Origin of the sequence: Roseobacter sp. EG26 (assembly GCF_049830555.1) — a bacterium.
Lineage (GTDB): Bacteria > Pseudomonadota > Alphaproteobacteria > Rhodobacterales > Rhodobacteraceae > Roseobacter.
The window spans coordinates 40,633-65,039 of the sequence record NZ_JBNBLH010000007.1 but is presented as its reverse complement, the minus strand read 5'-3'; the positions used below and the strand labels follow the sequence as shown (position 1 = coordinate 65,039).

The window sequence follows — 24,407 nt, the reverse complement described above, 5'->3', positions numbered from 1 at the left end:
AGCGCGCCCGTTTTTCACTTGAAACGCTCCCCCGGAGCCTTTTAACCCAGCTTAAGCAGGGTCGTTCAAAACTCCCATAAACTCCCGCCATTCGCCCTTGCTCATCCCGGATGTCTCCTGCGTGACCTCCTCGCCTTTCAGCATGCGGCGCACGCAATCCAGCGCTTTGCCAGACATGGTGGCCCCGCCCAGACGGTAATCCTCGAAGGCGCGGTAGGCGGCGGGCACCCAGTCGGCGACCATGGCGCAGATGGCATCGGCGTAGACGCGGATTTCATATTGTGCGTGGGCGTCAGCGCGCAAGCGCAGGAAGTGGAAAAGGTTGTGCAGGTCCACCTTCCAGTACCATTGGGTGTAGACATTGGCCGGCAGGTTCATGCGGGCAAGTTCACGCGCGAGGCCATCCTGACCGTCCTGGCTGATCATCTGTTCGTAGTTGTCATAACAGCGATGGCTGTCCGCTTTGAGGATTTCGAGGACACGGGCGGCCTCGTCCCCTTCCAGCACGCCGCCCCGGCCCTGATTGTTGACCACCGATTGCGCATTGATGTGTTCCGGCGCGGGGATATAGAATTCGCGGTCCAGAATGGAGTAGCGGGCGGAGTATTCGTTGACGTTGGCGGTGCGGTGACGAATCCACTGGCGCGCGACGAAAACGGGGAGTTTCACATGCAGCTTGATCTCGCACATCTCAAAGGGCGTGGAGTGCCAGTGACGCATCAGATAACGGATGAGGCCTTCATCGTTCTGCACCGATTTGGTGCCGCGACCGTAAGAGACGCGGGCGGCCTGACAGATGGCGGCATCATCGCCCATATAGTCGATGACGCGCACAAAACCGTGGTCGAGCACGGGTTGCGCCTTGTAGAGATGTTGTTCCATGCCCGGGGAGACGGCGCGCAGGGTCTGGCCGGGCTGGCTGCGTTGTTCGTCGATTTCGGCTTGCTGTTCGGCACTCAGCGGCATGGGCGTGGTCCTTTTCGGGTGTGAGTCGCCCACAACTATATCTGGGCGGGACCCATGGCGGAACTGCTATATGCTGTATTTTGCAAATGATCTTTTGCGGCATCACAAGTGCCTGATCGCGCTGGCATCTGGGGCAGGGCATGCTAGGTTTGCCGCAAATGGTTTTGCAAAACGGGAGGGGCGAGATGAGCCTGAAATACCTGCATACGATGGTGAGGGTGAAAGACCTCGATGCGTCCATCGCATTTTACAAGCTGCTGGGTCTGGAAGAGACGCGGCGGCACGAGAGCGAAGGCGGGCGGTTCACGCTGGTGTTCATGGCCCCGCCCGGTCAAGCGGAATGCCCGGTGGAACTGACCTACAACTGGGATGGTGATGACGGTTTGCCCAGTGACAGCCGTCATTTTGGGCATCTGGCGTATCGGGTCGGAAATATCTACGATCTTTGCCAGCACCTGATGGACAATGGCGTGACGATCAACCGCCCGCCCCGTGACGGGCATATGGCGTTTGTACGCTCGCCCGATAACGTCTCGATCGAGTTGCTGCAGGAAGGGGATGCGTTGGCCCCGGCGGAACCCTGGTCGAGCATGGAAAACACAGGCCACTGGTGATCCGCGCAGGGCTCGTCGGGCTGTCGCTTTTTGCGAGCGCGGCGCAGGCGGCGGACTGTCGTCTGGCGCTTTTGCTGGCACTTGATGTGTCAAGCTCGGTTGATGCTGCCGAAGACAGGTTGCAGCGGGGCGGACTAGTCGCCGCTCTGACAGCACCCGAGGTCAGTGCCGCGTTCTTTGCGCTTGAACAACCAGTGGCCCTTGCCGTCTATGAGTGGTCCGGCCGCTACAATCAGGAGGTTCTACTGGACTGGACCCTGATCAAAACCCCCGAACATCTGCTGTTTGCGGCCGAGACGATTGCCGCAAGCCGTCGCAGCCACAATGATTTTCCCACAGCCATGGGCTATGCTCTGGGTTATGGTGCCGGGATGCTGCAAAAAGGGCCGCACTGCCTCTACAAGACGCTGGATATGGCCGGCGACGGGCAAAATAATGAAGGCTTCGGGCCCCGCTCTGCCTATGCAGAATTCCCGTTTGAGGGTGTGACCGTGAATGGCCTCGTCATCAATGGGGCCGATTATGAGGCGGAAACCGGCCTCATCGCGTTCTACAAAAGCCAGGTGCTGCATGGGCCCGGGGCCTTTATCGAAATCGCACAAGGGTTTGAAGATTACGAGCGTGCCATGCGGCGCAAGCTTGAGCGGGAACTCACCCCACCTGTCATCGGGCTTGGGGCCGAAAACCCCCGCACGCGGCCAAAAGGATAATCCCATGCGCAACCTGATGATCCTGGGGATGGTATCGGCAGTCTCTGCACAGCCCTCGCATGCCAATTGCCGGCAAGCGCTGGCGCTGGCGCTGGATGTCTCCGGTTCCGTCGATCTCAGGGAGTACCGGCTACAGCTTGACGGGGTTGTGACCGCGCTCAACCATCCCGATGTTGTTGCTGCCCTGCTCGCTGTTCCCAGCGCGCCCGTGTCTTTGATGATCTATGAATGGAGCGGCCCTGACGATCAGGCCATCCTGATCCCCTGGACCCCGGTGACCGGTGCGGAAACACTGGCCAGCATCAGCGCAACCCTGGCGGAGACCGAACGGCGCGATGCGACACCGGGTACCGCTCTCGGCGTTGCCATGCGACTGGGTGCCGAGTTTCTGGAAGCGCAGCCCAATTGCTGGAAACGCACTCTTGATATCTCAGGCGATGGCCAGTCGAACCTCGGGCCCCGTCCGCGCGACGTCAAAGCGGACATCGCGGCAAAAGGTATTACGATCAATGGATTGGTAATTGGTGCAGATGCACCGGGGATAGGCGACCGCCGGCAATCAGAGATCGGCGAGCTGTCGTCCTATTTCCGGGCCGAAGTGATCACCGGGCCGGACGCTTTTGTGCAAACCGCCATCGGCTTTGAGGCCTATGCGGAAGCAATGACCGCCAAACTCAAACGAGAGCTCGACGGTCTGGCAATTTCTGCGCTTCAGTAGATGTACCGGATCTGGTCGGACCAATACCGCTCCATCCGCTTGAGCGACCGCGTGATGTCGTCAATGCCCTCCGGTCCCAGAACCCCTTTGTCTTCCAGACCGTCAGCGTGGCGCGAAAACAGCTCCGACACGACAGCACGGATTTTCTGACCTTTTTCTGTCAGTTTCACCCGCACCGACCGCCGGTCAATCTCGCAACGCTGGTGGTGCATGTACCCCATATCCACCAGTTTCTTGAGATTGTAGCTGACATTGCTGCCCTGATAGTACCCGCGGCTTTTCAGTTCACCGGCAGTCACCTCGTTGTCGCCGATGTTGAAAAGCAGCAGCGCCTGTACTGCATTGATCTCCAAAACCCCGACCCGCTCGAATTCATCCTTGATGACGTCCAGCAAAAGCCGGTGCAAACGCTCCACCAGCGACAACGCCTCAAGGTAATTGGTCATGAAGGCCTGTGTCCGGCTGGCCTTTGGCAGGTCCGCTGGGATTTGATCTTGTATGCTCATTTACGCGCTCCGACTCTCTTCAATTTGGTCAGAATTTGCGCGGGAAACGCCAATAATTCGTTAAAAGTGCTAAAACAATGCGCACGATGCCCGATCAGGCGGGGACATCCGGCAGTTGTTCGATGATCCGGGAGATCAGTCCAACGTAGGCTTCGGGCACATCATTCTGCCCACTAACCCATTGATATAAATCGTGATCATTCTCGCTCAACATCGCATCATAGAGGTCGAGACCGGCCTCATCCATGGTGTCGAGATTGTCCTGCGCAAAGCGGTGCAGGATCAGGTCCATTTCCTTGATCCCGCGCCGCATTGACCGCATTTTCAGCCGCTTGATGCGATGCTCACGCGGCTCGTTCATGGCTCTCTTCTTTTAAAGCCGAGCGCAATTTCTTCTCCAGACGCCCCAGCTGTTCGACGCGCGCAATCATGTCAGTGCGCAGGTCGCGCAGCTCGTTGAGAATGTCATGCGCGGAGGCTGGCAGGCTGGCCTCTTCCAGGGGCGCCTCGAGGCCCTCGCCCTGCCCGTTCATCAGCCACATCATCGAGACATTCAGCAACCCGGCCATCATCGACAGGCGGTTGGCACGCGGTTCACTCAAATCGTCTTCCCAGGCGCGCAGGGTCGCGACGCGCACGCCCAGACGGCGCGCCAGTTCGGCCTGTGTCATATCCGCCATCTCGCGCGCCGCAGCCACGCGGTCACCGAATGTTGCAGTCTCAGGGCCGTACCAATCGTTGATGTCGTGCATGCTATGATCTCCTTTGCGATGATCGCGCTTGAATGGTGGCGAAGCGCCCCCTATGAGTCGGCCTTAGTCCTATCAAACAGAGGCCGAAATGGAATTCCTGTCTACGACACTTGCCCGCGTCAAACCGTCTCCCACGATTGCTGTCACAACCAAGGCCGCAGAACTCAAAGCAGCAGGTCGCGACGTCATTGGTCTGGGCGCAGGCGAGCCGGATTTCGACACGCCGCAGAACATCAAGGATGCGGCGGTCGCGGCCATTGCCTCTGGAAAAACCAAATATACCGCCGTCGACGGAATTCCAGAGCTTAAACAGGCAATCTGCGACAAGCTCAAGCGCGATAATGATCTGACCTACACACCCTCGCAGGTCAGTGTGGGCACAGGTGGTAAACAAATCCTTTACAACGCCCTGATGGCCACCCTGAACGAGGGCGATGAAGTGGTGATCCCAGCGCCCTATTGGGTCAGCTACCCGGACATGGTGCTGCTGGCCGGTGGTACGCCGGTGATTGCGGAGGCCTCTTTGCAAACCGGGTTCAAGCTGACGGCCGATCAGCTGGAAGCGGCGATCACCGACAAGACCAAATGGCTGATCTTCAATTCGCCGTCCAATCCAACGGGCGCGGGATACACAGGGGACGAGTTGAAACAGCTCACCGATGTGCTGATGCGGCACCCGCATGTCTGGGTGATGACCGACGATATGTACGAGCATCTGGTTTATGATGATTTCAAGTTCTGCACGCCTGCCCAGGTCGAGCCGGGGCTTTACGACCGCACACTGACGGTCAACGGTGTCTCGAAAGCCTATGCGATGACAGGCTGGCGCATTGGTTATGCGGCAGGCCCCGAAAAGCTGATCGGCGCCATGCGCAAGGTGCAATCACAAAGTACCTCGAACCCCTGCAGCGTCAGCCAGTGGGCCGCGGTCGAGGCGTTGACCGGCACGCAGGATTTCATCGCGCCCAACAACGCGCTTTTCAGCCGCCGCCGCGATCTGGTGGTGTCGATGTTGAACGAGGCGGAGGGCATCCGCTGCCCGGTTCCCGATGGTGCGTTCTATGTCTACCCCTCCATCGCCGGCTGCATCGGCAAGACCTCTGCGGGCGGCACTGTGATCGAGGATGACGAAACCTTTGCCACCGCCCTTCTGGAAGAAACCGGGGTGGCCGTGGTTTTCGGGGCCGCTTTCGGCCTTTCACCCAACTTCCGCGTCAGCTACGCTACCGCAGATGAGGCCTTGAAAGAGGCTTGCACCCGTATTCAGACATTCTGTGCGGGCCTGACCTGACAGGGATCATACGGGGGGAGATGGATGGCAGCCAATCTGCCTGAATACTATTTCCGGGTGCGGGAGAACGGCGCCGCCGTGTTCCGCGTGGACACCGAAAACCGCCATCGCCGGATTGAAATGGATCAGATCGCCGTTGTGAACATTCGCAATGGCGACATCAAACCCCAGGGGGATCGTCAGCTTTCGGACGATGATCTGTCGGTGATCGGCGACTGGATGACGGAACGCAAGGCGCTTCTGGAGATGCGCGATATGGACGATATCCACCGCGCGATGGACCATATGAATCTCACCACACAATGGGCGCAATCGCGGGCCACCGACGCCCAGCTTGAAGACATAACTGACGATCTGCTGCTTGCGATGCATGATCTGCGATCCGTGCTGGTGCGCAAGAAAGCGGATCGGTTGATCAAGAACGGCCAGTGAAACACGCGGCAATAGCCTGACGTCCTGAGACAAAGAACGCGTTCAACTTGTGCAAATCCTCTGAGCAGGAACCTGCCGGGCGCTGAGAGCATTTTCCGGGCTGGTCACGCAGCCTAAAAGCGCGGATATTTCAAGGGCCTGACGGGTTAATGGCGGCCACATTTCCGGACGATCGCGCGTCTTTGATCCTAATTTGAACTGCATTTGAGAGCTTCTGCGCCGCAAAGATCGCGGCATCGTTAAGCGTTTGTTGAAACCTGCGCGCCTAATTGTCGCACAGTGTCAACAGACTTCAGGATTCACATCATGATTCAATTTACCCGCATTGCAGCCCTCGCCGCGATGGCCCTGACTGCTGCCCCGGCGGTAGCCGAACAGGGCGTCACCAGCGACAGTATCCAATTTGCACAAGTGGCCGCCCTCGAAGGCCCAGCCGCAGCTCTGGGCACCGGTATGCGACAGGGGCTGATGGCCGCCTTTGAAGAAGCAAACCGTGCCGGTGGGATCAACGGGCGCACGATCGGGCTGACCAGCATGGACGACGGCTATGAGCCGGACCGGTCCGTCAGCGAAGTACGCGCTGCCATCGACAGCAATGATTATCTGGCGCTTGTGGGCCCCGTGGGCACCCCCACGACGAAGGCAACACAGCCGATCGCCACAGAGGCGGGAATGCCGATGATTGCCCCCTTCACCGGTGCTGGGTTCCTGCGCGATCCGGCCCTGAAGAACGTTGTAAACCTGCGCGCCACCTATGATGCGGAAACGCAGGCCTGGATCGATTACCTCGTTGACGATCTGGGGCTCACGGATATCGCCATTCTCTTCCAGGACGACGGATTTGGCCGTGTGGGCCTGTCCGGCGTGGAAAAGGCGCTGGAAGCACGCGGCATGTCACTGGTTGCCCAGGGTAGCTATACGCGGAACACGGTTGCCGTGAAATCCGCGCTGCTGGACATTCGCAAGGCCAAACCGCAGGCCATTGTCATGGTTGGAGCCTATAAGCCACTGGCGGAATTCGTGAAACTGTCGCGCAAAATGAAAATGGACCCGACATTCGTGACAATCTCTTTCGTTGGTTCCAAGGCACTGGCGACAGAATTGGGTGCAGATGGCGAAGGGGTCATCATCAGCCAGGTTGTTCCGCAGCCATGGGATACCAGCATGCCGATCGTTGCAGAATATCAGGCTGCGCTGACGGCACTTGATGCAGGTGCCGAGCCGGGTTTCGTTTCTCTGGAAGGCTATATCGCCGGGCGTCTGACCATCGAAGGCCTGCGCAAGGCCGGGGCCAATCTCACACGTGAAACCTTCATGACGGCCATGAACAATCTTGGCACCATCGACATGGGCGGCATGATTTTGAGCTTCGGGCCCGGCGACAATCAGGGATCAGACGATGTTTTCCTGACCCGCATCGGGTCGAACGGAACTTTCGAAGCCATGAACCCTGGTAGCTAAACTGACCAATGAACCCGGCCTCAGGGCCGGGTCCTCCAAAAGATGAAGATTTCGCGGTCAAGGCCGCGCAGAATGAACAGGAAGGTCACCGGTATGGGCTCCGTTGTCTCTAATCTCTTTGGTTCCGTATTGATGCGGCTTGCGCTGATCTTTGGCGCCTTGGCGGCGATGACGGCTACGGCGATTGTGATTGGCTGGATGGTCTTCCAAACGATTGCGGCCAACATGGTGGTTCTCTCCGAGGAACGTTTGCCGGAGTTGCGCAACAGCGCGCGCGTGGTCGCAGCATCTGACCGCATTCGCAGCGTTCTTGCCAATGTACTGATCGCAGATGACGCAGAAGACCTGGGGTCTCTGGCCGGAAAAACACGCCTGACCATTGCCGATCTGACCGAGGCCGTCGCAGCCCTTGGTGAAAGCAAAGGCGAACGACTTCTCCCTCTTATCACAAAAGTCGAAACCGCCCTCAACGCGCTGACAACGGCGCGCATGGGGGATTTTACGAGCGCCGATCAGGTCGCCCGGGACGTGGAGGGCGCTTTGGCGTTGGCCACCCAAGCCAGTGCGATTCTGGATCAGGCCGGGGATGACGCATATTTCGACCTTGTTCTTGGAGGCGACAGCACTGTTGAAAGCATTGACGAAACGCTCACACAGCTCATCGAAAGTGATTTCGCCCTCTACCAGGCGACACTGGAGCTTCGCGCGGAAGTTAACCTGATTTCTGGTCTGGCGCTGAGCGTTCTGCAGACGCGCGATCCTGCGATGCTGTCCATTCTGAATGACCTTGCGGATGCCGGTCAGGATCGCCTTGATGCTATTTTGCCAGTGATTTCGGAAGCCGATGCAACGGCTGAGCTTGCAGGGATCGTGACCGCCGCCCAGCCCGCCTATCGCGAGATTTTTGCCCAGAATGGTGCCCGGATGCGGCCTGAAAAGATACTTTCTATAAGGCAGGAAATCGACGCGGCCCTATCGTCGGCACTAGACGATATCTATTTCCAACTGGTGATCAACAGCGATGATGCAAAAACAACCAATGAACAATCCATTCGTGGGTTGATGGACGAGCAGGTGTCGCGCATTCGCACGCAGGCAGCGCTTGATTCTGCCACAAAATCCTTCTTTGCCTCAGCCATGCAGACGGCGCTTGCCAGGAACGCCGATGAATTGGCAATGCTGCAGGACAAACTGCGGGTTGATGGCGCAAAGCTCAGCGATGCGATGCGTTCGGCGACGGAGGAAGTGGCGTCGAAACTAGAAGAAATTCTGACGATTGCCGATCCGGAAACCGGCATAGCCGCAACACGGGCCGCCTCGTTCGCCGCGCAAGAGGCGGCTGTCAACGCGGCCCAAAGCGCCACGCAGGCCGTGCAGGAAATTGGGTCGGAGATCGCGAGTTTCGCCGCCTCTGCACAAAATGAAATCGACGCAACGGCAGAGACCCTGAATTCAGAAGTCGCACAGGCCAGAGTTCGAATGGAACAGGTTGGCTGGGCCAGTATCGCTCTGGTTATTCTGGCGCCTATTTTGATATGGAGCATGGTCACACGCCCGCTGAATCGCGTCACGGGCGTGACAGAAAGACTTGCCCAAGGAGATCTGGCAGAGATCACCGGTATTGCGGGCCACAAGGGAGAAATCGGGCGGATGGCCCGCGCGTTGACCGTCTTCCGCGAAGGCGCGCTGGAACGTATACAATTGCAAGAGGACGATAAAGCCCGTCAGGCAGAAATGCTTGAAAAGGAGCGTACCTCTGAAAGAGAAAAACGCGAGGCCGAAAAGCGTGAACGCGAGGCCGAAGAGCTTCGGGTGCGTAAGGAGAGAGAGCGGGAAGCAGAAGAACAGGCCCGTAATGACGAGATTCGCGCCGCAGCCGACGCCGAACGCAAAGCCCACGCCGACGAGCAGGCCACTGTAGTTGAAGAATTGGCGCAGAACCTGAGACGCTTGTCTGCAGGCGATCTAAGTCACAGGATCGAAAGGGAATTTCCGGACGCCTATGAAGCACTGCGTCAGGACTACAATGCCGCGATAGACAATCTTGCAGAGTTAATCCAAAAAATTGGAGGCAGCTCCGGGATGATTGATAGCGGTAGTTCCGAGATTGCAGCCTCTTCCCTTGATTTGTCGCGCCGAACGGAAAACGCGGCCGCAACGCTGGAAGAAACGGCCGCGGCTCTCAGCGAGTTGACAAGCAGCGTGACCTCTGCGGCACGCGGTGCAAGTGAAGCGTCTGAAACGGTAAAGACCGTCAAGCAAGATACCGAATCCAGCCGTGATGTTATGCAAGAGGCCGTTTCGGCCATGAGTGAAATCGAAGACTCCTCTGCGAAGATTGCCAAGATTGTGGAAGTAATTGATTCCATCGCATTTCAAACCAACCTTCTTGCTTTGAATGCTGGCGTTGAGGCCGCCCGAGCCGGAGACGCAGGTCGCGGGTTTGCCGTTGTTGCGTCAGAAGTTCGCATATTGGCACATCGTTGTTCGGAGGCGGCCACGCAAATCAACACTCTGATCTCGGAATCCACGGGTTACGTCGGAAATGGCGTCGCTTTGATCGATCAAACAAGCAAGGCATTGGAGACGATTCTCACCGGCATCACAAATGTCTCCCAAAATGTGTCGGAAATCGCAGTGTCCGCCAGTGAGCAATCCAGTGGTATCGCTGAAATAAATGTCGCTGTGGAACAGCTGGATCGCTCCACTCAGCAAAATGCTGCGATGTTTGAAGAAACAACGGCAGCCAGCCAGTCGCTAACCAATGAAGCCACCACGCTGGCACAACTTGTCGCGGGATTCATCATTGACAAAAATGCCTCCACGCCGGAGTGCGACCAGGAGATCTCAGAGAGAACTGCTTAAATCGCGGCCAGCCAAGGGGACTTTTTGCGAGCTGGTAAGATGCGGCTTAGGCATCCTAAGAGACTGCCACCAAAAGCTTTTTTGTCCGCCTTGAGCTTCGGAGCGTATCGGGAAACCCTCGGATGAAAGATCGAAAGATCACTTTCTGAGTTGCTTCAGCTCCACATTTGGACGATCACCTTTGGGCATCCCGAGATCCATCAAATGGATTTTTCCACTTCGACCTGGCAGGTCAAGAAGTCTACAAACCAATGCGACCAACTTGCGGCAAGATGACACCGGACTCAAGAATCTTGCGCGATGATGAATCCGCGGAGGACTGATGGCCACATGGCCTCGACTAGCGCTATATCAATGTCTTCACACTTACTTTGCTGGATCGCACACGGCACCATCACAAACCTGCGGCATCAGGTATTTCTAATTCATCCAGATGCGCACACGGAGCTACAAAGCATTTGCGACTTGGCCGCCGCCATCCATCCGACCCCTCGTTCGCGTAACTCGTAATAGCCATCTATCAGCGGCCTCCTGCGAAGGGTCGTTCAGCGTTTGGTCCTTTCCGATCATTGGTTCCATTCATCTATCATCTTTTCAGGTGTTAAACAGGAAATGGAGAACATCCCCGTCTTTGACGACATAAGATTTCCCTTCCGCACGCATCTTACCTGCTTCTTTGGCCGGAAGCTCCCCGCCCAAGACAACGAAATCGTCATATGAGATAGTTTCGGCACGAATGAAGCCTTTTTCAAAATCACCATGGATCACCCCCGCCGCTTTGGGCGCAGTTGTTCCAGTACGAATAGTCCATGCCCGGGCTTCCTTGGGGCCTACGGTAAAATAGGTCTCCAGGTGCAGCAGCGTGTACCCGGCCTTGATAAGCCGATCCAGACCCGGTTCAGACAATCCCATTTCATCAAGAAACAGCGAAGCTTCCTCGGGTTCCAACTGGCTGATCTCTTCCTCGATCTGCGCGGAGATGATCACATGCGAATTGCCCTCCGCCTCTGCCATTTCCGCAACCTTTTGAGCATGTTCATTGCCCGTCGCTGCCTCTGCCTCGCCAACGTTACACACGTAAAGAACCGGTTTGGTCGTCAGCAATTGCAGGAGTTTCCAGGCTCTTGCGTCTTCAGCATCGACCTCAACAACACGCGCAGGTTTGCCTTGTTCCAAAGCTTCCAGAGCCGCGCGCATCAGCCGTTCCTGCTGTACGGCTTCCTTGTCGCCGCCGCGCACCTTTCGCACGATATTCTGCAAGCGCTTCTCGATGCTCTCGATATCCGCCAGCATCAATTCGGTTTCGATCGTCTCGGCATCGGCAACCGGATCAACGCGCCCTTCCACATGGGTTACATCACCATCTTCGAAACACCGCAGCACATGCGCGATGGCGTCAACCTCGCGGATGTTTGCCAGGAATTGGTTTCCCAAGCCTTCCCCCTTGGAGGCGCCTTTGACCAACCCCGCGATATCCACAAATGTCATGCGGGTCGGGATAATCTGTTTGGACCCGGCGATGGCCGCCAGTTTATCCAGCCGATTGTCCGGCACCGCAACCTCGCCAACGTTGGGTTCGATTGTGCAGAAGGGAAAATTTGCGGCCTGCGCTGCGGCGGTTCGGGTCAACGCATTAAAAAGAGTGGATTTGCCCACATTCGGCAGACCCACGATACCCATTTTGAAACCCATGTCAGCGTCCTTGTTTTACTGGCGCTGTCCTAGGGGGTCTCGGCCATCAAGACAAGTCCCTGCGCTCGCGACGATCTTCGCGGGCATGAAAGATCAAAAACCATGCCAGCAGAATGAACATCGGATGCGTCAGGCCACCCGAGAAGATCAGGGCGGGAATCCAGATCAGGAAAACAAGAACGGCGATGACGGGCCGACCGGTAAGCAGGATCGACAGAGGCGGCAAAAGAATGGCAAGCAAATAATTCATGATCTCAATCTAAGAGCTTTTGGGCCCTTAAAAAGGGGAAATTCCGCAATCTTCGCGCCTTTTTTGCGCAGCGGCATTCTTTGGCGGGGCTCACAGCCATGATGCATTGATTTCCACTAAACTTTTGGGCATTGCGGGGCGAGCATAAGAAAGGCACGCCGAAATGACCCGTATCGACGCAAAGTTTGCAGAGCTTTCCAAGGCCGGAAAGAAAGCGTTTGTTTCCTACATCATGGCGGGTGACCCGGATTTCGACACGTCGCTCGAAATCGTTCGGGGGTTGCCGGGTGCGGGTGTCGACATCATCGAGTTGGGTCTGCCTTTTACCGATCCGATGGCCGACGGGCCGACCATTCAACTCGCAGGCCAGCGCGCGCTGGAGGGGGGCATGACGCTGCAACGCACGCTGGCCCTCGCCCGCGCGTTTCGGGAAACCGACAACACCACGCCTATCGTTCTGATGGGGTACTACAACCCGATCTACAGCCGCGGGGTCGATGCGTTTCTGGCCGAAGCCAAAGAGGCCGGGATCGACGGTCTGATTGTTGTCGATTTACCGCCCGAAGAGGACAGTGAGCTCTGCATCCCGGCACAGGCGGCGGGCCTGAATTTCATTCGGCTGGCAACCCCGACGACCGATAACAAACGTCTGCCACGCGTACTGCAAAACACCTCCGGATTTGTCTATTACGTGTCAATCACCGGGATCACGGGTGCTGCCGAAGCGCAAGCCGGCGACGTGGCCCCCGAAGTCGCGCGCATACAATCGGCCAGCGGCCTGCCGGTCATCGTGGGGTTCGGGGTCAATACACCTGAAAAATCACGCGCCATCGCCGAGGTCGCGGACGGCGTGGTCGTGGGCTCTGCCATTGTCAGCAAGATCGCGGCGGGAGAAAGCGTCGCAGACACATTGGCATTCGTGAAATCGCTCTCAGATGGCGCTCATTCCGTCTGAGAGAGCGCCGCGGTCCGGCCATTGCGGTCTTCGTCCAGAAAAGCCCGCAGATCCTGCAAGACGGGCAAAACGTCTTTCAGTCTGTCCACCTTGAACCCAGCCGCCAACCTCTCGAAATCCGGCCTGAGATCGTCGATCGCCTTTGATCTCAGAGCCTTACCGGCATTTGTCAGCCAGACCAGTTTTGATCTGCCGTCCTCGGGGTTGCGGCGCACATCTACCAGGCCGTGAACCTCCAGCCTCTTTACCGTGTGCGTCATCGTCGTTTTCGGCACCTGAAAAGCGCGCGCGATATCGATCAGAGCGCGCCCGTCGCCAAGGCGTATCAAGTGGTTCAACACGGCAAAATGCGGCGCGATCAGCCCATTGGGTAATCGCGCCTCCAGCAGGGTCCTGCTAAGCTGTTCAATAATCCCAATTTCATTGAAGACTTCGAAATAGATCGCGTTTTTCTTGTCAGGCATTCGTCAGCTTTGTTTCCAATGGCCAGCGTGGGCTGGCGGGCACCTCGGGTCCATAGCCCAGGCGGCACCACATTTGCACGGTTCCCCCCTCCGGGGCCAGAACCTCGTGCAGGGTGGCATAGATTTCCGACATTTCAGGAAATTCCTGGAGACCCTGCGACAGCGGCTGCAACCCGATGCCTTCTGCAGTGGCCGCCAGATTGATCCGCACCCAATCCCGGCCCGCGCGAATCTGATCCTCCCGGGTGTTGGTAGCGGTGACCTGCCACAGATGCGCCATGCCCGACATGACGTTGGCAACCACCATCTCCTCGGCAGAGGTATAGCTGAAGTCATCGGGGTCCATCGCCCTTTCGCGCGAAAAAAGCCCGGTCAACCGCAGCATCTCGAACATCGGACCAGAGAAATCGATGCCATCGGGGTTGGCATTGACCTCCCGGTGGCCGATGCGGAAGAGGTCCACGCTTTCCTTCAGAGTGCGCCGGGTGCGAAACTCGATGCGAAATGCCTCGGCGGAAAGATCCCGCAAAGCGGCGACCTGTGCTGCGTCATTTGTCACACCGACACGCGTGCCGTGGCTTGCGCCCTGAGCAATTCGGCCGAGCGCCGACCGCGAGACCGGACGGCTGGTATCGTAGAGCTCCTTCAACGTCCGACGATGGAGAACCTGCGCAAAAAGCGGGTCAGGCGCTGCATCCGTCGCGGAAAAACGGCAAATCGCAACCGGGCGCGTGTCCAGTGCCATCGCGTCGGCCCCCTCCGGGAAGAGGTCGGTTTCAACAAGCAGTCCTTCTTCGAGCGCGGCCAAACGCATCACCTCCAGAAAGCAGCCCAATCCAATGGTGATCTGGCGATTGAACGGATCCGTATGCGGAAGCAGCCGGGATGTATCGACATAAAGTACCACAGTGTCGGGTTGCGAAAGATCCACCTGCCAAGGCTGCCGATTATGCGGGTTGGGCGCAAGAATGGCATAGCTGAGCGCGCGCATTCTGGGGTCGTCATATGACCCTGCCTGCGCCCATGGCGCCATAGCCACATGAGGTTTTCGCGTGATCTCAAACCCGAGCCCGCTCCCGGCGGCGAGAACAATACCACCGCCGATCAAAGCGATGGATTTACGTCTGGATAGTGTCATAGCAATTCCTTTCGTACGATATCGTACTATTATAGTGCAACATCGTACTACAAAAGGAATTTCGACATCTGTTTTCCGAGATTGATCTTTCCAAGGCAAATTGGTAACTAAAACTAACCAATATGCGAGCCAGAGATGCCCCCTATCACAACAATTCAGGATCTAAAGCGACTGCACGAACGTCGGGTGCCGCGCATGTTCTACGATTACGCCGAATCGGGCAGCTGGACAGAGCAGACTTTCCGCGAAAACACGACCGATTTTGAAAAAATCCGGCTGCGTCAGCGCGTGGCGGTCGACATGACCGGGCGCAGCACGTCCGGTAAGATGATCGGTGAAGATGTCTCGATGCCTGTCGCCCTCGCCCCGGTGGGCATCACCGGCATGCAACACGCAGATGGTGAAATGAAAGCCGCGCGCGCGGCAGAGAAATTCGGAGTGCCTTTCACGCTCAGCACAATGTCGATCAATTCAATCGAAGACGTGGCGGAAGCGACCAGCAAGCCGTTCTGGTTCCAGCTCTATGTGATGCGCGACACCGATTACATCAGCCGGCTGATCCAGCGTGCGAAGGACGCTAAATGCTCTGCCTTGGTGATCACGCTCGACCTTCAGATATTGGGGCAGCGGCACAAGGACATCAAGAACGGTCTGTCCACCCCGCCCAAACCCACGCTGAAAACCCTGGCTAATCTGGCGACGAAATGGGCCTGGGGCCTCGAAATGCTGCGCGCCAAGCGGCGGGAATTCGGCAACATCGTTGGCCATGTCCAAGGAATTTCCGATCCCACGTCGCTGAGCACCTGGGCGGCTGAATCCTTTGACCCCAGCCTCGATTGGAACAAAATCGCCAAGCTGAAAGAGGAATGGGGCGGCAAGGTGATCCTCAAGGGCATTCTGGACGCCGAAGACGCGAAAATGGCCCTGAAGGTCGGGGCTGACGCCATTATCGTCTCCAACCACGGCGGTCGGCAGCTCGATGGCGCGCTGTCGTCGATCAGGGTGCTGCCGTCGATCCTGGACGCGGTGGGTGATCAGATCGAAGTGCATATGGATGGCGGCATTAGGTCCGGTCAGGACGTATTGAAAGCGCTGGCTCTGGGCGCTCGGGGCACCTATATCGGCCGCGCCTTCATACACGGATTGGGTGCCATGGGTGAAAAGGGCGTCACAACGGCGTTGGAGGTCATCCACAAGGAGCTGGACACAACCATGGCGCTTTGCGGGGAGACCAAAGTCGGCGATCTGGGCCGACACAATCTTCTGGTACCGGACGACTTCGAAGGGCGTTGGCAGCCTTAAATCACCGCGCTAGGTTGGCGTCATGTTGATCTTTCTGGAAAAACGACTGACTTTTCTGGCAACCCCGAAAACGGGGACGACGGCTGTGGAACTGGCGCTGAAACCACGGGCGGAAATTGCTTTTTCCAAGGGGCGCAAACACATCAATGCCATGCGCTACTGGACAAAGATCGCGCCGTTTCTGGCGGATACTTTTGACGCCCGACCTCGAACCGTCGCCGTGATGCGTGAACCGGTCGAGCAGCTGCGCAGCTGGTATCGCTACCGCAGCAGGCATGAAGAGGCGGCGCATCCGAAATCGACTAAAAACATCTCCTTTGACACATTCGTGCTTGAAGTCATTGCCAAGGCCCCGCGTGAATTTGCCCTGGTCGGCAGCCAGTTTGCTTTCCTGAGCGACCCCTCCGGGCGCCTTTTGGTCCAGCACCTTTTTGCCTACGAGCGTCAGGCCGCGTTTCGGGAGTTTCTGTCCACGCAACTGGACATGCCCATCGAGTTGAAGCAGAAAAACGTCTCGCCACCCGTCAATGCCCCGTTGTCCGAGGCGGTCTACCAGCGATTGCGGCAGGCACGGGCCGCCGAATTCGCGCTTTACAATCGGATACTGACCGCTGACGGGTATCTGGAATCCGATCCGCCGACAGGCTTCTGATCCGAGGCGGCGAACACAGGTGCTCCGAACCCAGGCACGGCATTTCTGACCCTCGGTGCCCGCAGATCTCATCCGCGTAAAAAGCGCTTTCCCTAAAGACGAATCCGGTCTATACGCGCGGCTTCACGCGGGTCTACAGCCTTGGAGGAGGCCCGCCCTTAACATATTGGAGATTAAAGATGGCTGGAGCAATTCCGGATCTTGAAGCTCAGGAACGGACGGGGACAGGCAAGGGCGCCGCTCGCCAGGCACGCCGCGATGGCATGGTTCCTGGGATCGTATTTGGTGGCGACGTTGACCCGCTGCCGATCAACATTCCGTTCAACGTGCTGATCAAGAAACTGCGTGCAGGACGGTTTAAATCGACCCTGTTCAACATGAAGGTAGAGGGCCACGACGACGTGCGCGTGATCTGCCGCGATGTTCAGCGTCACGTGGTCAAGGACCTGCCGACGCACATCGATTTCATGCGCCTGCGCCGCACCACCAAGATCAACCTCTTCATCGCGGTTGAAGTGGAAGGTGAAGACGTGGCACCCGGTCTGAAAAAGGGTGGCGTTCTGACGCTGATCCGTCCAGAGGTCGAACTGATCGTGACGGCGGGCGATATCCCTGATCACATCACCATCGACATCTCCGAAATGGAGATTGGTGACAACATCACGATCTCTTCGGTGAACCTGCCCGAAGGCGCAAAACCGACCATCGACCGTGATTTCGTGATTGCCCAGCTCTCCGCGCCGGCGGGTCTGGCATCGTCTGATGACGAAGATGAAGGTGACGCAGCCGAGGGCGAAGACGCACCAGAGGCAGAAGCGGAAGCCACTGAAGAATAAAACATATCCTTTCGAGGATGTTGAAAGCGGGGCCCTTTGCGGCCCCGTATTTTGTTTCGTGCATCGCCCTGCTATGCTGCACCGCATCATGAAGGAGCGGCGCCATGAAACTGATTGTAGGACTTGGCAATCCGGGCGCGAAATATGCGCGCCACAGGCACAACATTGGCTTTATGGCGCTGGACCGCATGGCGGCGGATCACGGGTTTGGTCCCTGGAAAAGCAAGCATCAGGGCGCGCTGAGCGAAGGTCGTTTCGGGTCTGATCGTGCGATCCTGCTGAAGCCTGAAACCTTCATGAACAATTCCGGGCAATCGGTACAGGCGGCCCTGCGGTTTTATAAGCTCGACCCGGAAGATGTGATCGTGCTGCATGATGAGATCGATCTGGCGCCCGGCAAGGTAAAACACAAAGTAGGTGGCGGTCATGCCGGTCATAACGGGTTGCGGTCGCTGCATGCGCATATCGGTCCCGACTATGCCCGCGTGCGGCTTGGCGTCGGTCATCCCGGTCGCAAGGAACTGGTACCCGCCTATGTGCTGCATGATTTCCCGAAAGCCGATGACGGCTGGCTGGAGGATGTTTTGCGCGGGGTCAGCGAGGGCGCGGAATGGCTGGTGCGCGGCGATGCGGCCAAATTCATGAATGCCGTTGCTCTGCGCACAACGCCTCCGCGTTCCGGGACGGGTACCAAGGCCCCCAAACCGGTTGCCGCCGCATCTGCTGAACCGCCTGAAGCGGAAAACGACACCCGATCACCGTTGCAAAAGCTGATGGAACGGTTTCGGTGACCCTCACCGAAGCATTCCACAACCAGGCCCGAAGCTGCGAAAAGCTCGGCTCGCCCTTCATGGGGCAGTTGCTGCGCCTGTTGGGAGATGACTGGCCGGTTGAGCGCGCGCTGGCTGCGCGTTTCGAACAATTTACCGGCGATATCGGACCGGGCGGTGCCTCCTTGCCCTTGCGCATGGCCGGCGGGCTGCATGCGCTGGTCTTGTCGCAGCGTGCCCCGGGACTGGCGCGCCTTTACCCACCTTTCCAGGTGTCCGATGCGGAGCTTTTGGAAAGCATCGTTGAGGCGATGCGCATTCATGAGGCGTTTCTGCTCGACTGGGTGGAAAGCCCCCCTCAAACAAATGAGGTGCGCCGGTCCGCGGCTCTCATCGCCGCAGCGGGCGTGGTGGCGACGCGCTACAATCTGCCCTTTGTGCTCTCGGAACTGGGCGCAAGCGCCGGTCTTAACCTGATGTGGGACCGCTTTGCCTTATCCCTGCCGGGTCTGGAAATATCGCCCGACACGCCGGCCCTGACCTTGTCGCCCGAATGGCAAGGGCCCCTGCCCCCCACCGCCCGCCCCGACATCGCGGCGCGCGCGGGCGTCGACCTCAACCCCTTGGACCCAAGCGACCCTGATGACCTGCTGCGACTGCGTGCATACCTCTGGCCCGATCAACCCCATCGCCTGGAACTGACCCGTGCCGCCGCCGCGATCTGCGATGCGCCGGTGACGCGCGGTGATGCCATTGACTGGCTCGCCACCCGCCTGACATCCATCCCCGATGGCCATGTGCATCTTATCCAACATACCGTGGCCTGGCAGTATTTCCCGCAAGAGGCCCAGTCGCGCGGCCAGGAACTGATCGAGCAGGCGGGCGCAGAAGCGACCGCCCAATCGCCGCTGGCCTGGCTGGCGATGGAGAACGATGGCGACAGCACCGGAGCGCTCGGTGCTGCCTTGACACTGCGGCTCTGGCCGGGAGATGAGGCAATCGAGCTTGGCCGCGCGGATTTTCACGGGCGCTGGGTTCACTGGGCCTAGGATAGCAGGCAGGATTGGGCAGCATATGCGTAGGGCAGCGAAATGGACATGGCGGCTGCTGGCGTCACTTGTTGTGGCGCTGGCCGTCGTTGGCCTGTGGAAACGCGAAGAAATCACCCGGTTGATGGCCGTGAACAACCTTTTCGAACCGGACAGGATCGTCCAGAACTTCAGCCAGATGGACCGCGCCTTCCTGCATGTGCCGATTGGCACATCAGACACGCCCGTCGTTGCCCTGCCCGATGGACCGAGGGCTCGGCTGCCGCAGGCCGTGGAGAATTTCATCGAGGCACGCAGCGTGACTTCTCTTGTCGTTCTGAAAGACGGCGCGCTGGTGCATGAAAGCTATCATCTGGGCACCGGCCCGGATGATCTGCGCATTGGCTGGTCCATGGCAAAGAGTTATCTTTCTGCGTTGACGGGCATCGTTCTGGCCGAGGGACAGGTTGGATCCCTGGAAGACCGGGTGATCGACTATGTGCCGCAGCTCAAAGGCAGTGCTTATGAGGACGTCACGATCCGCCATGTCCTGCAGATGACGACAGGTGTCAGTTTCGACGAGGATTATTTCGACAAGAATTCAGACATCAACCGAATGGGCCGTGTTCTGGCTCTGGGTGGGGAGATGGACGCCTTCACCGCACAGATTACCAAAACTTTCGCCCCGCCCGGAAAGACATGGCAATATGTCTCCATCGACACCCATGTGCTTGGCATGGTTCTGCGGGGAGCCACTGGGCGTCCCATCGCCGAATTGCTGAATGACAAGATCATGGCGCCCCTCGGGCCTGAGCGCGTCCCCTATTACCTGACGGATGGGGCGGGCGTGGCCTTCGTGCTCAGCGGGCTGAACAGCACGTCGCGCGACTACGCACGGTTTGGTCAGATGTTCGCCCAGCAAGGCAAGTGGAACGGCCAGCAGATTGTCCCCCGGGACTGGGCCATCGTTTCAACCACGCCAAGCGCCCCGACAACGGATGACGAATATGGATTTGGCTACCATTGGTGGGCACCCCGCGATGCGCGCCCGCGTGAATACATGGCACGTGGCATTTACGGTCAATACCTCTACATCAATGAGGTGCAAGGGGTCGTCATTGTGGTGACGGCTGCCGACCGTCAGTTTCGCGACCGGGACATACAACGGCAGAACATCGACATCCTGCGCACGATTGCCGACAGCCTCTGAGGAGATCACGATGGAAATGGACAAAAGCATCAATGTTCTGGGCGACGCGCTGGTGGTTTGCGGCACCGATCCCGTCACCGGTTTTTTCCGCGACGGGCATTGCAATACCTGCGCGGCCGATCAGGGCAGTCACACGGTTTGTGCGGTAATGACCAAGGAATTTCTGGCCTACTCGAAATATGTCGGCAACGATCTCAGCACGCCCCGCCCGGAGTTCGGCTTTGCCGGGCTGAAGGCCGGTGACCCGTGGTGCCTCTGCGCCAGCCGTTTTCTACAGGCCCATGACGAAGGCTGCGCGCCCAAGGTTCATCTGACAGCGACCCACAAAAGGGCTTTGGAGATTGTCCCTTTGCAGGTGTTGCAGCAACACGCCTTGCCCGGTTGACGCCCGGCCCTGCGGCCTTCCGACACTTCGCAGGGAACAGCCGGAGAGACCTTCGCGAAGGCTGGCCAATATCATCTGCCAGATGCGATAAATCATTCGAGATTGCCCCATTGCCGCAAGGTTATGGCCCGGCAAAGAACAATGAACTACAGGTAGAAATTAACCTTTCCTAACTCAACTCCAGACTGTAGTTTCGATAAAAATTTATTCATTTGGATCACCGATGCGCCATCATATTTTCATCCATGTGGTCGCCCTTGGTCTTTCGCTGCTGACCGCTGCGCAAGCAATTGCGCAAGACGACCCACCGCCTTTGGCAGTTGGCTTTGTTCCGATCCCCCCATTCGCCGAGATCAATACTGAGGGGGAGCGCGCCGGTTTTGTGATTGAGCTTGCCAGAGAAATCGCATCGGAAATCGGCCTGGAGGTCACCTTTGTCGATGTCGGCGACAGTCAGGCGTTCATTCAGGCGCAGATCAACGGCGACACACATATGATCGCAGGCGTTGCCCGCCTGCCGTCCTTGCAGGAGACCAACATGTTTTCCGGACGCGTGGCTACTGAGACGCTGCGGCTGTCCGTCCTGAATGAACGTGCGAGTGAGATTTCCAGCCGTCCGCTCATGGGCCTGCGCATCGGGATCGTACCACCTGCCGTCGGCTCTCATGAACGTAGGCTTCTGGAAAGCAACCAACCGGTAGATTTCGACACGCCTGAGGCCGCGATCATGAGCCTTTTGACGCGCGAAGTCGATGCTCTGCTCATTCCCGAACCGGTCGTCTTCAGTGTCGCGAAACTCGCCCGCCTCGACGACCGCATTGGATTTCTACCGCCACCCGTTAAACAATTCGAGCGCTTTATCGCCCTTCACGAAAGCCGCGGCGACCTGCTCGAAGACATCGAAACCGCTTTGGCAAGGATAGAGGCCGATGGCCGCCTCGCAGATTTGCGCGCGCGGTATTTCATTGACCTTCCACCGCCACCGCCGGAGGTGTTGAAAGTGGGTGTCTATCACTTCCCACCGTATCAGATTGTCACAGAGACCGGTGAATTCAACGGATTTGGTGTCGAGACACTGCGCGATCTGGCGCAGAGCACCGGCCTTCAGCTCTCGTTTGAGGCAATCACTCTGGAAGAATGGGAGGCCGGTCCCGGCCCGGACAGATATGACATCCTCCCGCCAAAAGGGGTCAACAGCGAGCGCCAGTCGCGGATGGATTTTACGACCGCCGTTGAAAAGACGCCGATTTCGATTTTCATGCGGCAGGATGAGGCATCGGGTGTCCGCGGCCTTGATGATCTCGCGGGTCTGAAGGTTGGGGTACAGGAAGCCAACCTGGCCTATGATATCGTCCAGGAGCGCACCGATTTTGACCTGGTTCTGGCAGACGATGCCGAAGATCTCATCGCCTCTTTGCTTGACGGGCGCACAGATGCCATCATTTACCCGGCCTCAAGGGTGCGGCTGGCCGCCAGGGCTGGAGGATTTGAAAGCCAAATCCGGGAAATCACACCGCCCGTCCTCAGGTCACAACGCGCCATCGCTTTGCGATTTGGGTTGGGAGATGTGCGTGAACGGTTGAACACCGTAATCCCCAGCTACCTGATTTCGGATGACTACGTCGCCTTGCGGGACCGCTACTTTGGCCAACCGGTATTTTGGACGCAGCAGCGCATCAATCTGGCTGCAGGGATCGCGGGCGCGCTGACGCTCTTGTTGCTTTGCGCGATCGCGTTTGTGCAATTGCGGGCCCGCGCGAAGGTGGAGGCCGAACGCACCCGGCGCGCTGCCGAGGTTTCGCATATTCGCGATGAGCTGGAGACTGTCCTGAACGCAGCCACCAGCGGCATTGTCGCACTCGACAAATCAGGTCGCATTGTCCGGGTCAACAACCGCGCGCGCCACATGCTGGGTGGCATCTCGGATCAGACGCCCTTTGACTGGCCAGACCAGATCCGGTTTCTGAATGGGGACACCCTGACCCCGATGGACGCCAGCGCCGACCCGATCCGCCGTGTGTTGTCGGGCCACCGCCTGCGCGGCGAGACCCATTTGTTGCGCCGACCCCAACCGGGGGCAGAACAGCGCTATGTGCGTGTGGAAAGTGCGTTTTTGGAGAGCAGCGAGCACGACATCGCCGTGGTTCTGGTGATTGATGATGTCTCCAACGAAGAGCGCAACCGGCAGGTGGTTGAGCGCAAGAGCCGTCTGGATGCGCTGGGTCAGCTGACCGGTGGCATCGCCCATGATTTCAACAATTTGCTGGCCGCCCTCCTCTATTCCGTCGAGCTGGCACAGAACACCACCGATCCGGAGCGACGGACCAAGTATCTTTCCGTTGCCAGCGGTGCGATTTCGAAGGGCCGTGACCTAACCGTGCGGCTGCTGGCCTTCGCCAAGCGCCAGCCGGGATTGGCGAACTCAAAACCCGTCAGCGCGATTTTCAACGATTTCGAAGAGCTGATCCGCCCGATGATCGAGGAAAAGGTCGAAATCACCTTTGCGTCAGACACGGCCGGGCTTCAGGTCTACTGTGATCAGACGCAACTGGAGACGGCCATGATGAACCTGGTTCTGAACAGCCGCGATGCGATCCTGCGATCCGGGCACGGCAATCGAATCGATATCAAGGCGCGTGCCGTCCACACGACCTCGAAAGAGTTGGATTCGCGGCAGGATGGCGGTGAGTTCGGGGCTCGCGAGGCGACGCCCAAAGGCGCATCCTACCGCTATGCCGAGATTTCCGTGACCGACAACGGACCGGGCATGGATGAGGAAACCGTGGCCCGGTCGATTGATCCTTTCTTCACCACCAAGGACACCAATTCCGGCACCGGTTTGGGCCTCTCCATGGTTTATGGGTTTGTCCGTCAATCAGATGGCGATCTGAAGCTCTATTCCGAAGAGGGGGTCGGGACCACGGTTCAATTGACCCTTCCCCGTGGCACCGATCTGGGTCGGCGCGAGGCCCCCGTCGAGGACAAAGCGCCTGTTCCAGGTGGGGGTGAGACCATCTTGCTGGTGGAGGATGAACCGGACCTTCTGGTGATGATGCAAAATGTGCTCGAAGATCTCGGATATCAGATTCTGCTGGCCCAATCCGGCGAGCAGGCCTTGACGCTGGTGGATGCGGGAAGCCAGTTTGACCTGCTGTTGACCGATGTGGTCATGCCCGGCAGCATCGGCGGCTTTGAATTGGCCCGGCAGTTGCGCGAAAGACGACCTGAGGTGCCTGTGCTTTATACCTCGGGGTATACCGGTTTCACCGCAACCGAAATGGGAGAGGTGCAGGCCCCATTGCTGCAAAAACCCGCGCCCCCGGCAGAGCTGGCCGAGGCCATATCCAAGGCGCTCGCCAGCTAGGAATACGTGGTGCGGCAGGTAGAACGGCCATGCGACAGCGCCGTTT

The 24,407-nt window shown here is 58.2% G+C and carries 24 protein-coding genes; 16 read left to right on the top strand and 8 right to left on the bottom strand.

Features of this window, described 5'->3' with window-relative positions; all coding sequences use genetic code 11:
• Positions 1-51: 51 nt before the first annotated feature.
• Complete coding sequence (gene thyX / locus ACOTTU_RS16135; RefSeq protein WP_425659537.1) at positions 52-966, bottom strand: FAD-dependent thymidylate synthase; 915 nt, start codon at positions 964-966, stop codon at positions 52-54.
• Positions 967-1,151: 185 nt separating this feature from the next.
• On the opposite strand from thyX, the gene ACOTTU_RS16130 reads away from it, so the two are divergent.
• From ACOTTU_RS16130 to ACOTTU_RS16120, 3 genes are read left to right on the top strand one after another with little or no spacing between them, the layout of a single operon-like run.
• A complete protein-coding gene (locus ACOTTU_RS16130) occupies positions 1,152-1,580 on the top strand; it encodes a VOC family protein (protein WP_425659535.1) in 429 nt (142 codons plus the stop codon).
• Positions 1,577-2,290: a DUF1194 domain-containing protein gene (locus tag ACOTTU_RS16125; protein WP_425659534.1), complete on the top strand. Its 714-nt coding sequence runs from the start codon at positions 1,577-1,579 to the stop codon at positions 2,288-2,290. Before ACOTTU_RS16130 ends, ACOTTU_RS16125 begins: the two co-directional genes overlap by 4 nt.
• Before the next feature lie 4 nt (positions 2,291-2,294).
• Positions 2,295-3,008 (top strand): DUF1194 domain-containing protein, encoded by a 714-nt coding sequence (locus ACOTTU_RS16120; RefSeq protein WP_425659532.1) that lies wholly within the window; start codon positions 2,295-2,297, stop codon positions 3,006-3,008.
• On the opposite strand, the gene ACOTTU_RS16115 is transcribed toward ACOTTU_RS16120, so the two are convergent.
• The 3 genes from ACOTTU_RS16115 to ACOTTU_RS16105 all read right to left on the bottom strand — a co-directional run bounded on the left by ACOTTU_RS16115 (position 3,002) and on the right by ACOTTU_RS16105 (position 4,266).
• Complete coding sequence (locus ACOTTU_RS16115) at positions 3,002-3,514, bottom strand: MarR family winged helix-turn-helix transcriptional regulator (protein WP_298915099.1); 513 nt, start codon at positions 3,512-3,514, stop codon at positions 3,002-3,004. The two genes, ACOTTU_RS16120 and ACOTTU_RS16115, sit on opposite strands and share 7 nt — an antisense overlap.
• A 94-nt stretch (positions 3,515-3,608) precedes the next feature.
• Entirely contained in the window at positions 3,609-3,875 is a 267-nt protein-coding gene (locus tag ACOTTU_RS16110) for a succinate dehydrogenase assembly factor 2 (protein WP_298915097.1), read from the bottom strand.
• Positions 3,859-4,266: a helix-turn-helix domain-containing protein gene (locus tag ACOTTU_RS16105; RefSeq protein WP_298915095.1), complete on the bottom strand. Its 408-nt coding sequence runs from the start codon at positions 4,264-4,266 to the stop codon at positions 3,859-3,861. The genes ACOTTU_RS16110 and ACOTTU_RS16105 overlap by 17 nt, the downstream gene beginning before the upstream one ends.
• Before the next feature lie 88 nt (positions 4,267-4,354).
• Here ACOTTU_RS16105 and ACOTTU_RS16100 point away from each other — a divergent pair, with 88 nt between their 5' ends.
• The 4 genes from ACOTTU_RS16100 to ACOTTU_RS16085 all read left to right on the top strand — a co-directional run bounded on the left by ACOTTU_RS16100 (position 4,355) and on the right by ACOTTU_RS16085 (position 10,315).
• The gene (locus ACOTTU_RS16100) at positions 4,355-5,557 is read left to right on the top strand and encodes a pyridoxal phosphate-dependent aminotransferase (RefSeq protein ID WP_425659529.1); all 1,203 of its coding nucleotides are present in this window, start codon (positions 4,355-4,357) and stop codon (positions 5,555-5,557) included.
• A 24-nt stretch (positions 5,558-5,581) separates the two neighbouring features.
• The gene (locus tag ACOTTU_RS16095) at positions 5,582-5,989 is read left to right on the top strand and encodes a hypothetical protein (protein WP_425659528.1); all 408 of its coding nucleotides are present in this window, start codon (positions 5,582-5,584) and stop codon (positions 5,987-5,989) included.
• A 306-nt stretch (positions 5,990-6,295) separates the two neighbouring features.
• A complete protein-coding gene (locus tag ACOTTU_RS16090) occupies positions 6,296-7,450 on the top strand; it encodes an ABC transporter substrate-binding protein (protein WP_425659526.1) in 1,155 nt (384 codons plus the stop codon).
• Positions 7,451-7,522: 72 nt separating this feature from the next.
• On the top strand, positions 7,523-10,315 hold the full coding sequence (locus ACOTTU_RS16085) for a methyl-accepting chemotaxis protein (protein WP_425659525.1): 2,793 nt from the start codon (positions 7,523-7,525) through the stop codon (positions 10,313-10,315).
• 594 nt (positions 10,316-10,909) lie between these two features.
• Here ACOTTU_RS16085 and ychF read toward each other — a convergent pair.
• On the bottom strand, positions 10,910-12,007 hold the full coding sequence (gene ychF, locus ACOTTU_RS16080) for a redox-regulated ATPase YchF (RefSeq protein ID WP_425659523.1): 1,098 nt from the start codon (positions 12,005-12,007) through the stop codon (positions 10,910-10,912).
• Between the two features lie 46 nt (positions 12,008-12,053).
• Positions 12,054-12,257: a hypothetical protein gene (locus ACOTTU_RS16075; protein WP_298915085.1), complete on the bottom strand. Its 204-nt coding sequence runs from the start codon at positions 12,255-12,257 to the stop codon at positions 12,054-12,056.
• 163 nt (positions 12,258-12,420) lie between these two features.
• On the opposite strand from ACOTTU_RS16075, the gene trpA reads away from it, so the two are divergent.
• Entirely contained in the window at positions 12,421-13,212 is a 792-nt protein-coding gene (gene trpA / locus ACOTTU_RS16070) for a tryptophan synthase subunit alpha (RefSeq protein WP_425659521.1), read from the top strand.
• On the opposite strand, the gene ACOTTU_RS16065 is transcribed toward trpA, so the two are convergent.
• Positions 13,200-13,676 carry a MarR family winged helix-turn-helix transcriptional regulator gene (locus ACOTTU_RS16065; RefSeq protein ID WP_298915081.1) on the bottom strand — a complete coding sequence of 159 codons (477 nt, stop codon included), beginning with the start codon at positions 13,674-13,676 and terminating at the stop codon, positions 13,200-13,202. The genes trpA and ACOTTU_RS16065 overlap by 13 nt on opposite strands.
• A complete protein-coding gene (locus ACOTTU_RS16060) occupies positions 13,669-14,814 on the bottom strand; it encodes an Acg family FMN-binding oxidoreductase (RefSeq protein ID WP_425659520.1) in 1,146 nt (381 codons plus the stop codon). Before ACOTTU_RS16060 ends, ACOTTU_RS16065 begins: the two co-directional genes overlap by 8 nt.
• Positions 14,815-14,949: 135 nt before the next feature.
• Between ACOTTU_RS16060 and ACOTTU_RS16055 the strand changes: the two genes are divergently transcribed.
• From ACOTTU_RS16055 to ACOTTU_RS16020, 8 genes are all read left to right on the top strand, one after another.
• Positions 14,950-16,116 (top strand): alpha-hydroxy acid oxidase, encoded by a 1,167-nt coding sequence (locus ACOTTU_RS16055; protein WP_425659518.1) that lies wholly within the window; start codon positions 14,950-14,952, stop codon positions 16,114-16,116.
• A 22-nt stretch (positions 16,117-16,138) separates the two neighbouring features.
• The gene (locus ACOTTU_RS16050) at positions 16,139-16,768 is read left to right on the top strand and encodes a hypothetical protein (RefSeq protein WP_425659517.1); all 630 of its coding nucleotides are present in this window, start codon (positions 16,139-16,141) and stop codon (positions 16,766-16,768) included.
• 179 nt (positions 16,769-16,947) lie between these two features.
• Entirely contained in the window at positions 16,948-17,604 is a 657-nt protein-coding gene (locus tag ACOTTU_RS16045; protein WP_298915073.1) for a 50S ribosomal protein L25/general stress protein Ctc, read from the top strand.
• Between the two features lie 104 nt (positions 17,605-17,708).
• The gene (gene pth, locus ACOTTU_RS16040; RefSeq protein WP_425659515.1) at positions 17,709-18,395 is read left to right on the top strand and encodes an aminoacyl-tRNA hydrolase; all 687 of its coding nucleotides are present in this window, start codon (positions 17,709-17,711) and stop codon (positions 18,393-18,395) included.
• Positions 18,392-19,423: a DUF2332 domain-containing protein gene (locus ACOTTU_RS16035; RefSeq protein ID WP_425659514.1), complete on the top strand. Its 1,032-nt coding sequence runs from the start codon at positions 18,392-18,394 to the stop codon at positions 19,421-19,423. Before pth ends, ACOTTU_RS16035 begins: the two co-directional genes overlap by 4 nt.
• 25 nt (positions 19,424-19,448) lie before the next feature.
• Complete coding sequence (locus tag ACOTTU_RS16030; protein WP_425659513.1) at positions 19,449-20,612, top strand: serine hydrolase domain-containing protein; 1,164 nt, start codon at positions 19,449-19,451, stop codon at positions 20,610-20,612.
• A gap of 10 nt (positions 20,613-20,622) precedes the next feature.
• Positions 20,623-20,997 (top strand): DUF2237 family protein, encoded by a 375-nt coding sequence (locus ACOTTU_RS16025; protein WP_298915065.1) that lies wholly within the window; start codon positions 20,623-20,625, stop codon positions 20,995-20,997.
• A gap of 223 nt (positions 20,998-21,220) precedes the next feature.
• Entirely contained in the window at positions 21,221-24,361 is a 3,141-nt protein-coding gene (locus tag ACOTTU_RS16020) for a transporter substrate-binding domain-containing protein (RefSeq protein ID WP_425659511.1), read from the top strand.
• Positions 24,362-24,407 lie beyond the last annotated feature (46 nt).

Excerpts from the sequence above, each read along its gene's own strand:
- thyX (WP_425659537.1), bottom strand. The coding sequence starts at position 966 with ATGCCGCTGAGTGCCGAACAGCAAGCCGAAATCGACGAACAACGCAGC.
- ACOTTU_RS16130 (WP_425659535.1), top strand. The coding sequence starts at position 1,152 with ATGAGCCTGAAATACCTGCATACGATGGTGAGGGTGAAAGACCTCGAT.
- ACOTTU_RS16120 (WP_425659532.1), top strand. The coding sequence starts at position 2,295 with ATGCGCAACCTGATGATCCTGGGGATGGTATCGGCAGTCTCTGCACAG.
- ACOTTU_RS16115 (WP_298915099.1), bottom strand. The coding sequence starts at position 3,514 with ATGAGCATACAAGATCAAATCCCAGCGGACCTGCCAAAGGCCAGCCGG.
- ACOTTU_RS16110 (WP_298915097.1), bottom strand. The coding sequence starts at position 3,875 with ATGAACGAGCCGCGTGAGCATCGCATCAAGCGGCTGAAAATGCGGTCA.
- ACOTTU_RS16105 (WP_298915095.1), bottom strand. The coding sequence starts at position 4,266 with ATGCACGACATCAACGATTGGTACGGCCCTGAGACTGCAACATTCGGT.
- ACOTTU_RS16100 (WP_425659529.1), top strand. The coding sequence starts at position 4,355 with ATGGAATTCCTGTCTACGACACTTGCCCGCGTCAAACCGTCTCCCACG.
- ACOTTU_RS16095 (WP_425659528.1), top strand. The coding sequence starts at position 5,582 with ATGGCAGCCAATCTGCCTGAATACTATTTCCGGGTGCGGGAGAACGGC.
- ACOTTU_RS16090 (WP_425659526.1), top strand. The coding sequence starts at position 6,296 with ATGATTCAATTTACCCGCATTGCAGCCCTCGCCGCGATGGCCCTGACT.
- ACOTTU_RS16085 (WP_425659525.1), top strand. The coding sequence starts at position 7,523 with ATGAACAGGAAGGTCACCGGTATGGGCTCCGTTGTCTCTAATCTCTTT.
- ychF (WP_425659523.1), bottom strand. The coding sequence starts at position 12,007 with ATGGGTTTCAAAATGGGTATCGTGGGTCTGCCGAATGTGGGCAAATCC.
- ACOTTU_RS16075 (WP_298915085.1), bottom strand. The coding sequence starts at position 12,257 with ATGAATTATTTGCTTGCCATTCTTTTGCCGCCTCTGTCGATCCTGCTT.
- trpA (WP_425659521.1), top strand. The coding sequence starts at position 12,421 with ATGACCCGTATCGACGCAAAGTTTGCAGAGCTTTCCAAGGCCGGAAAG.
- ACOTTU_RS16065 (WP_298915081.1), bottom strand. The coding sequence starts at position 13,676 with ATGCCTGACAAGAAAAACGCGATCTATTTCGAAGTCTTCAATGAAATT.
- ACOTTU_RS16060 (WP_425659520.1), bottom strand. The coding sequence starts at position 14,814 with ATGACACTATCCAGACGTAAATCCATCGCTTTGATCGGCGGTGGTATT.
- ACOTTU_RS16055 (WP_425659518.1), top strand. The coding sequence starts at position 14,950 with ATGCCCCCTATCACAACAATTCAGGATCTAAAGCGACTGCACGAACGT.
- ACOTTU_RS16050 (WP_425659517.1), top strand. The coding sequence starts at position 16,139 with ATGTTGATCTTTCTGGAAAAACGACTGACTTTTCTGGCAACCCCGAAA.
- ACOTTU_RS16045 (WP_298915073.1), top strand. The coding sequence starts at position 16,948 with ATGGCTGGAGCAATTCCGGATCTTGAAGCTCAGGAACGGACGGGGACA.
- pth (WP_425659515.1), top strand. The coding sequence starts at position 17,709 with ATGAAACTGATTGTAGGACTTGGCAATCCGGGCGCGAAATATGCGCGC.
- ACOTTU_RS16030 (WP_425659513.1), top strand. The coding sequence starts at position 19,449 with ATGCGTAGGGCAGCGAAATGGACATGGCGGCTGCTGGCGTCACTTGTT.
- ACOTTU_RS16025 (WP_298915065.1), top strand. The coding sequence starts at position 20,623 with ATGGAAATGGACAAAAGCATCAATGTTCTGGGCGACGCGCTGGTGGTT.
- ACOTTU_RS16020 (WP_425659511.1), top strand. The coding sequence starts at position 21,221 with ATGCGCCATCATATTTTCATCCATGTGGTCGCCCTTGGTCTTTCGCTG.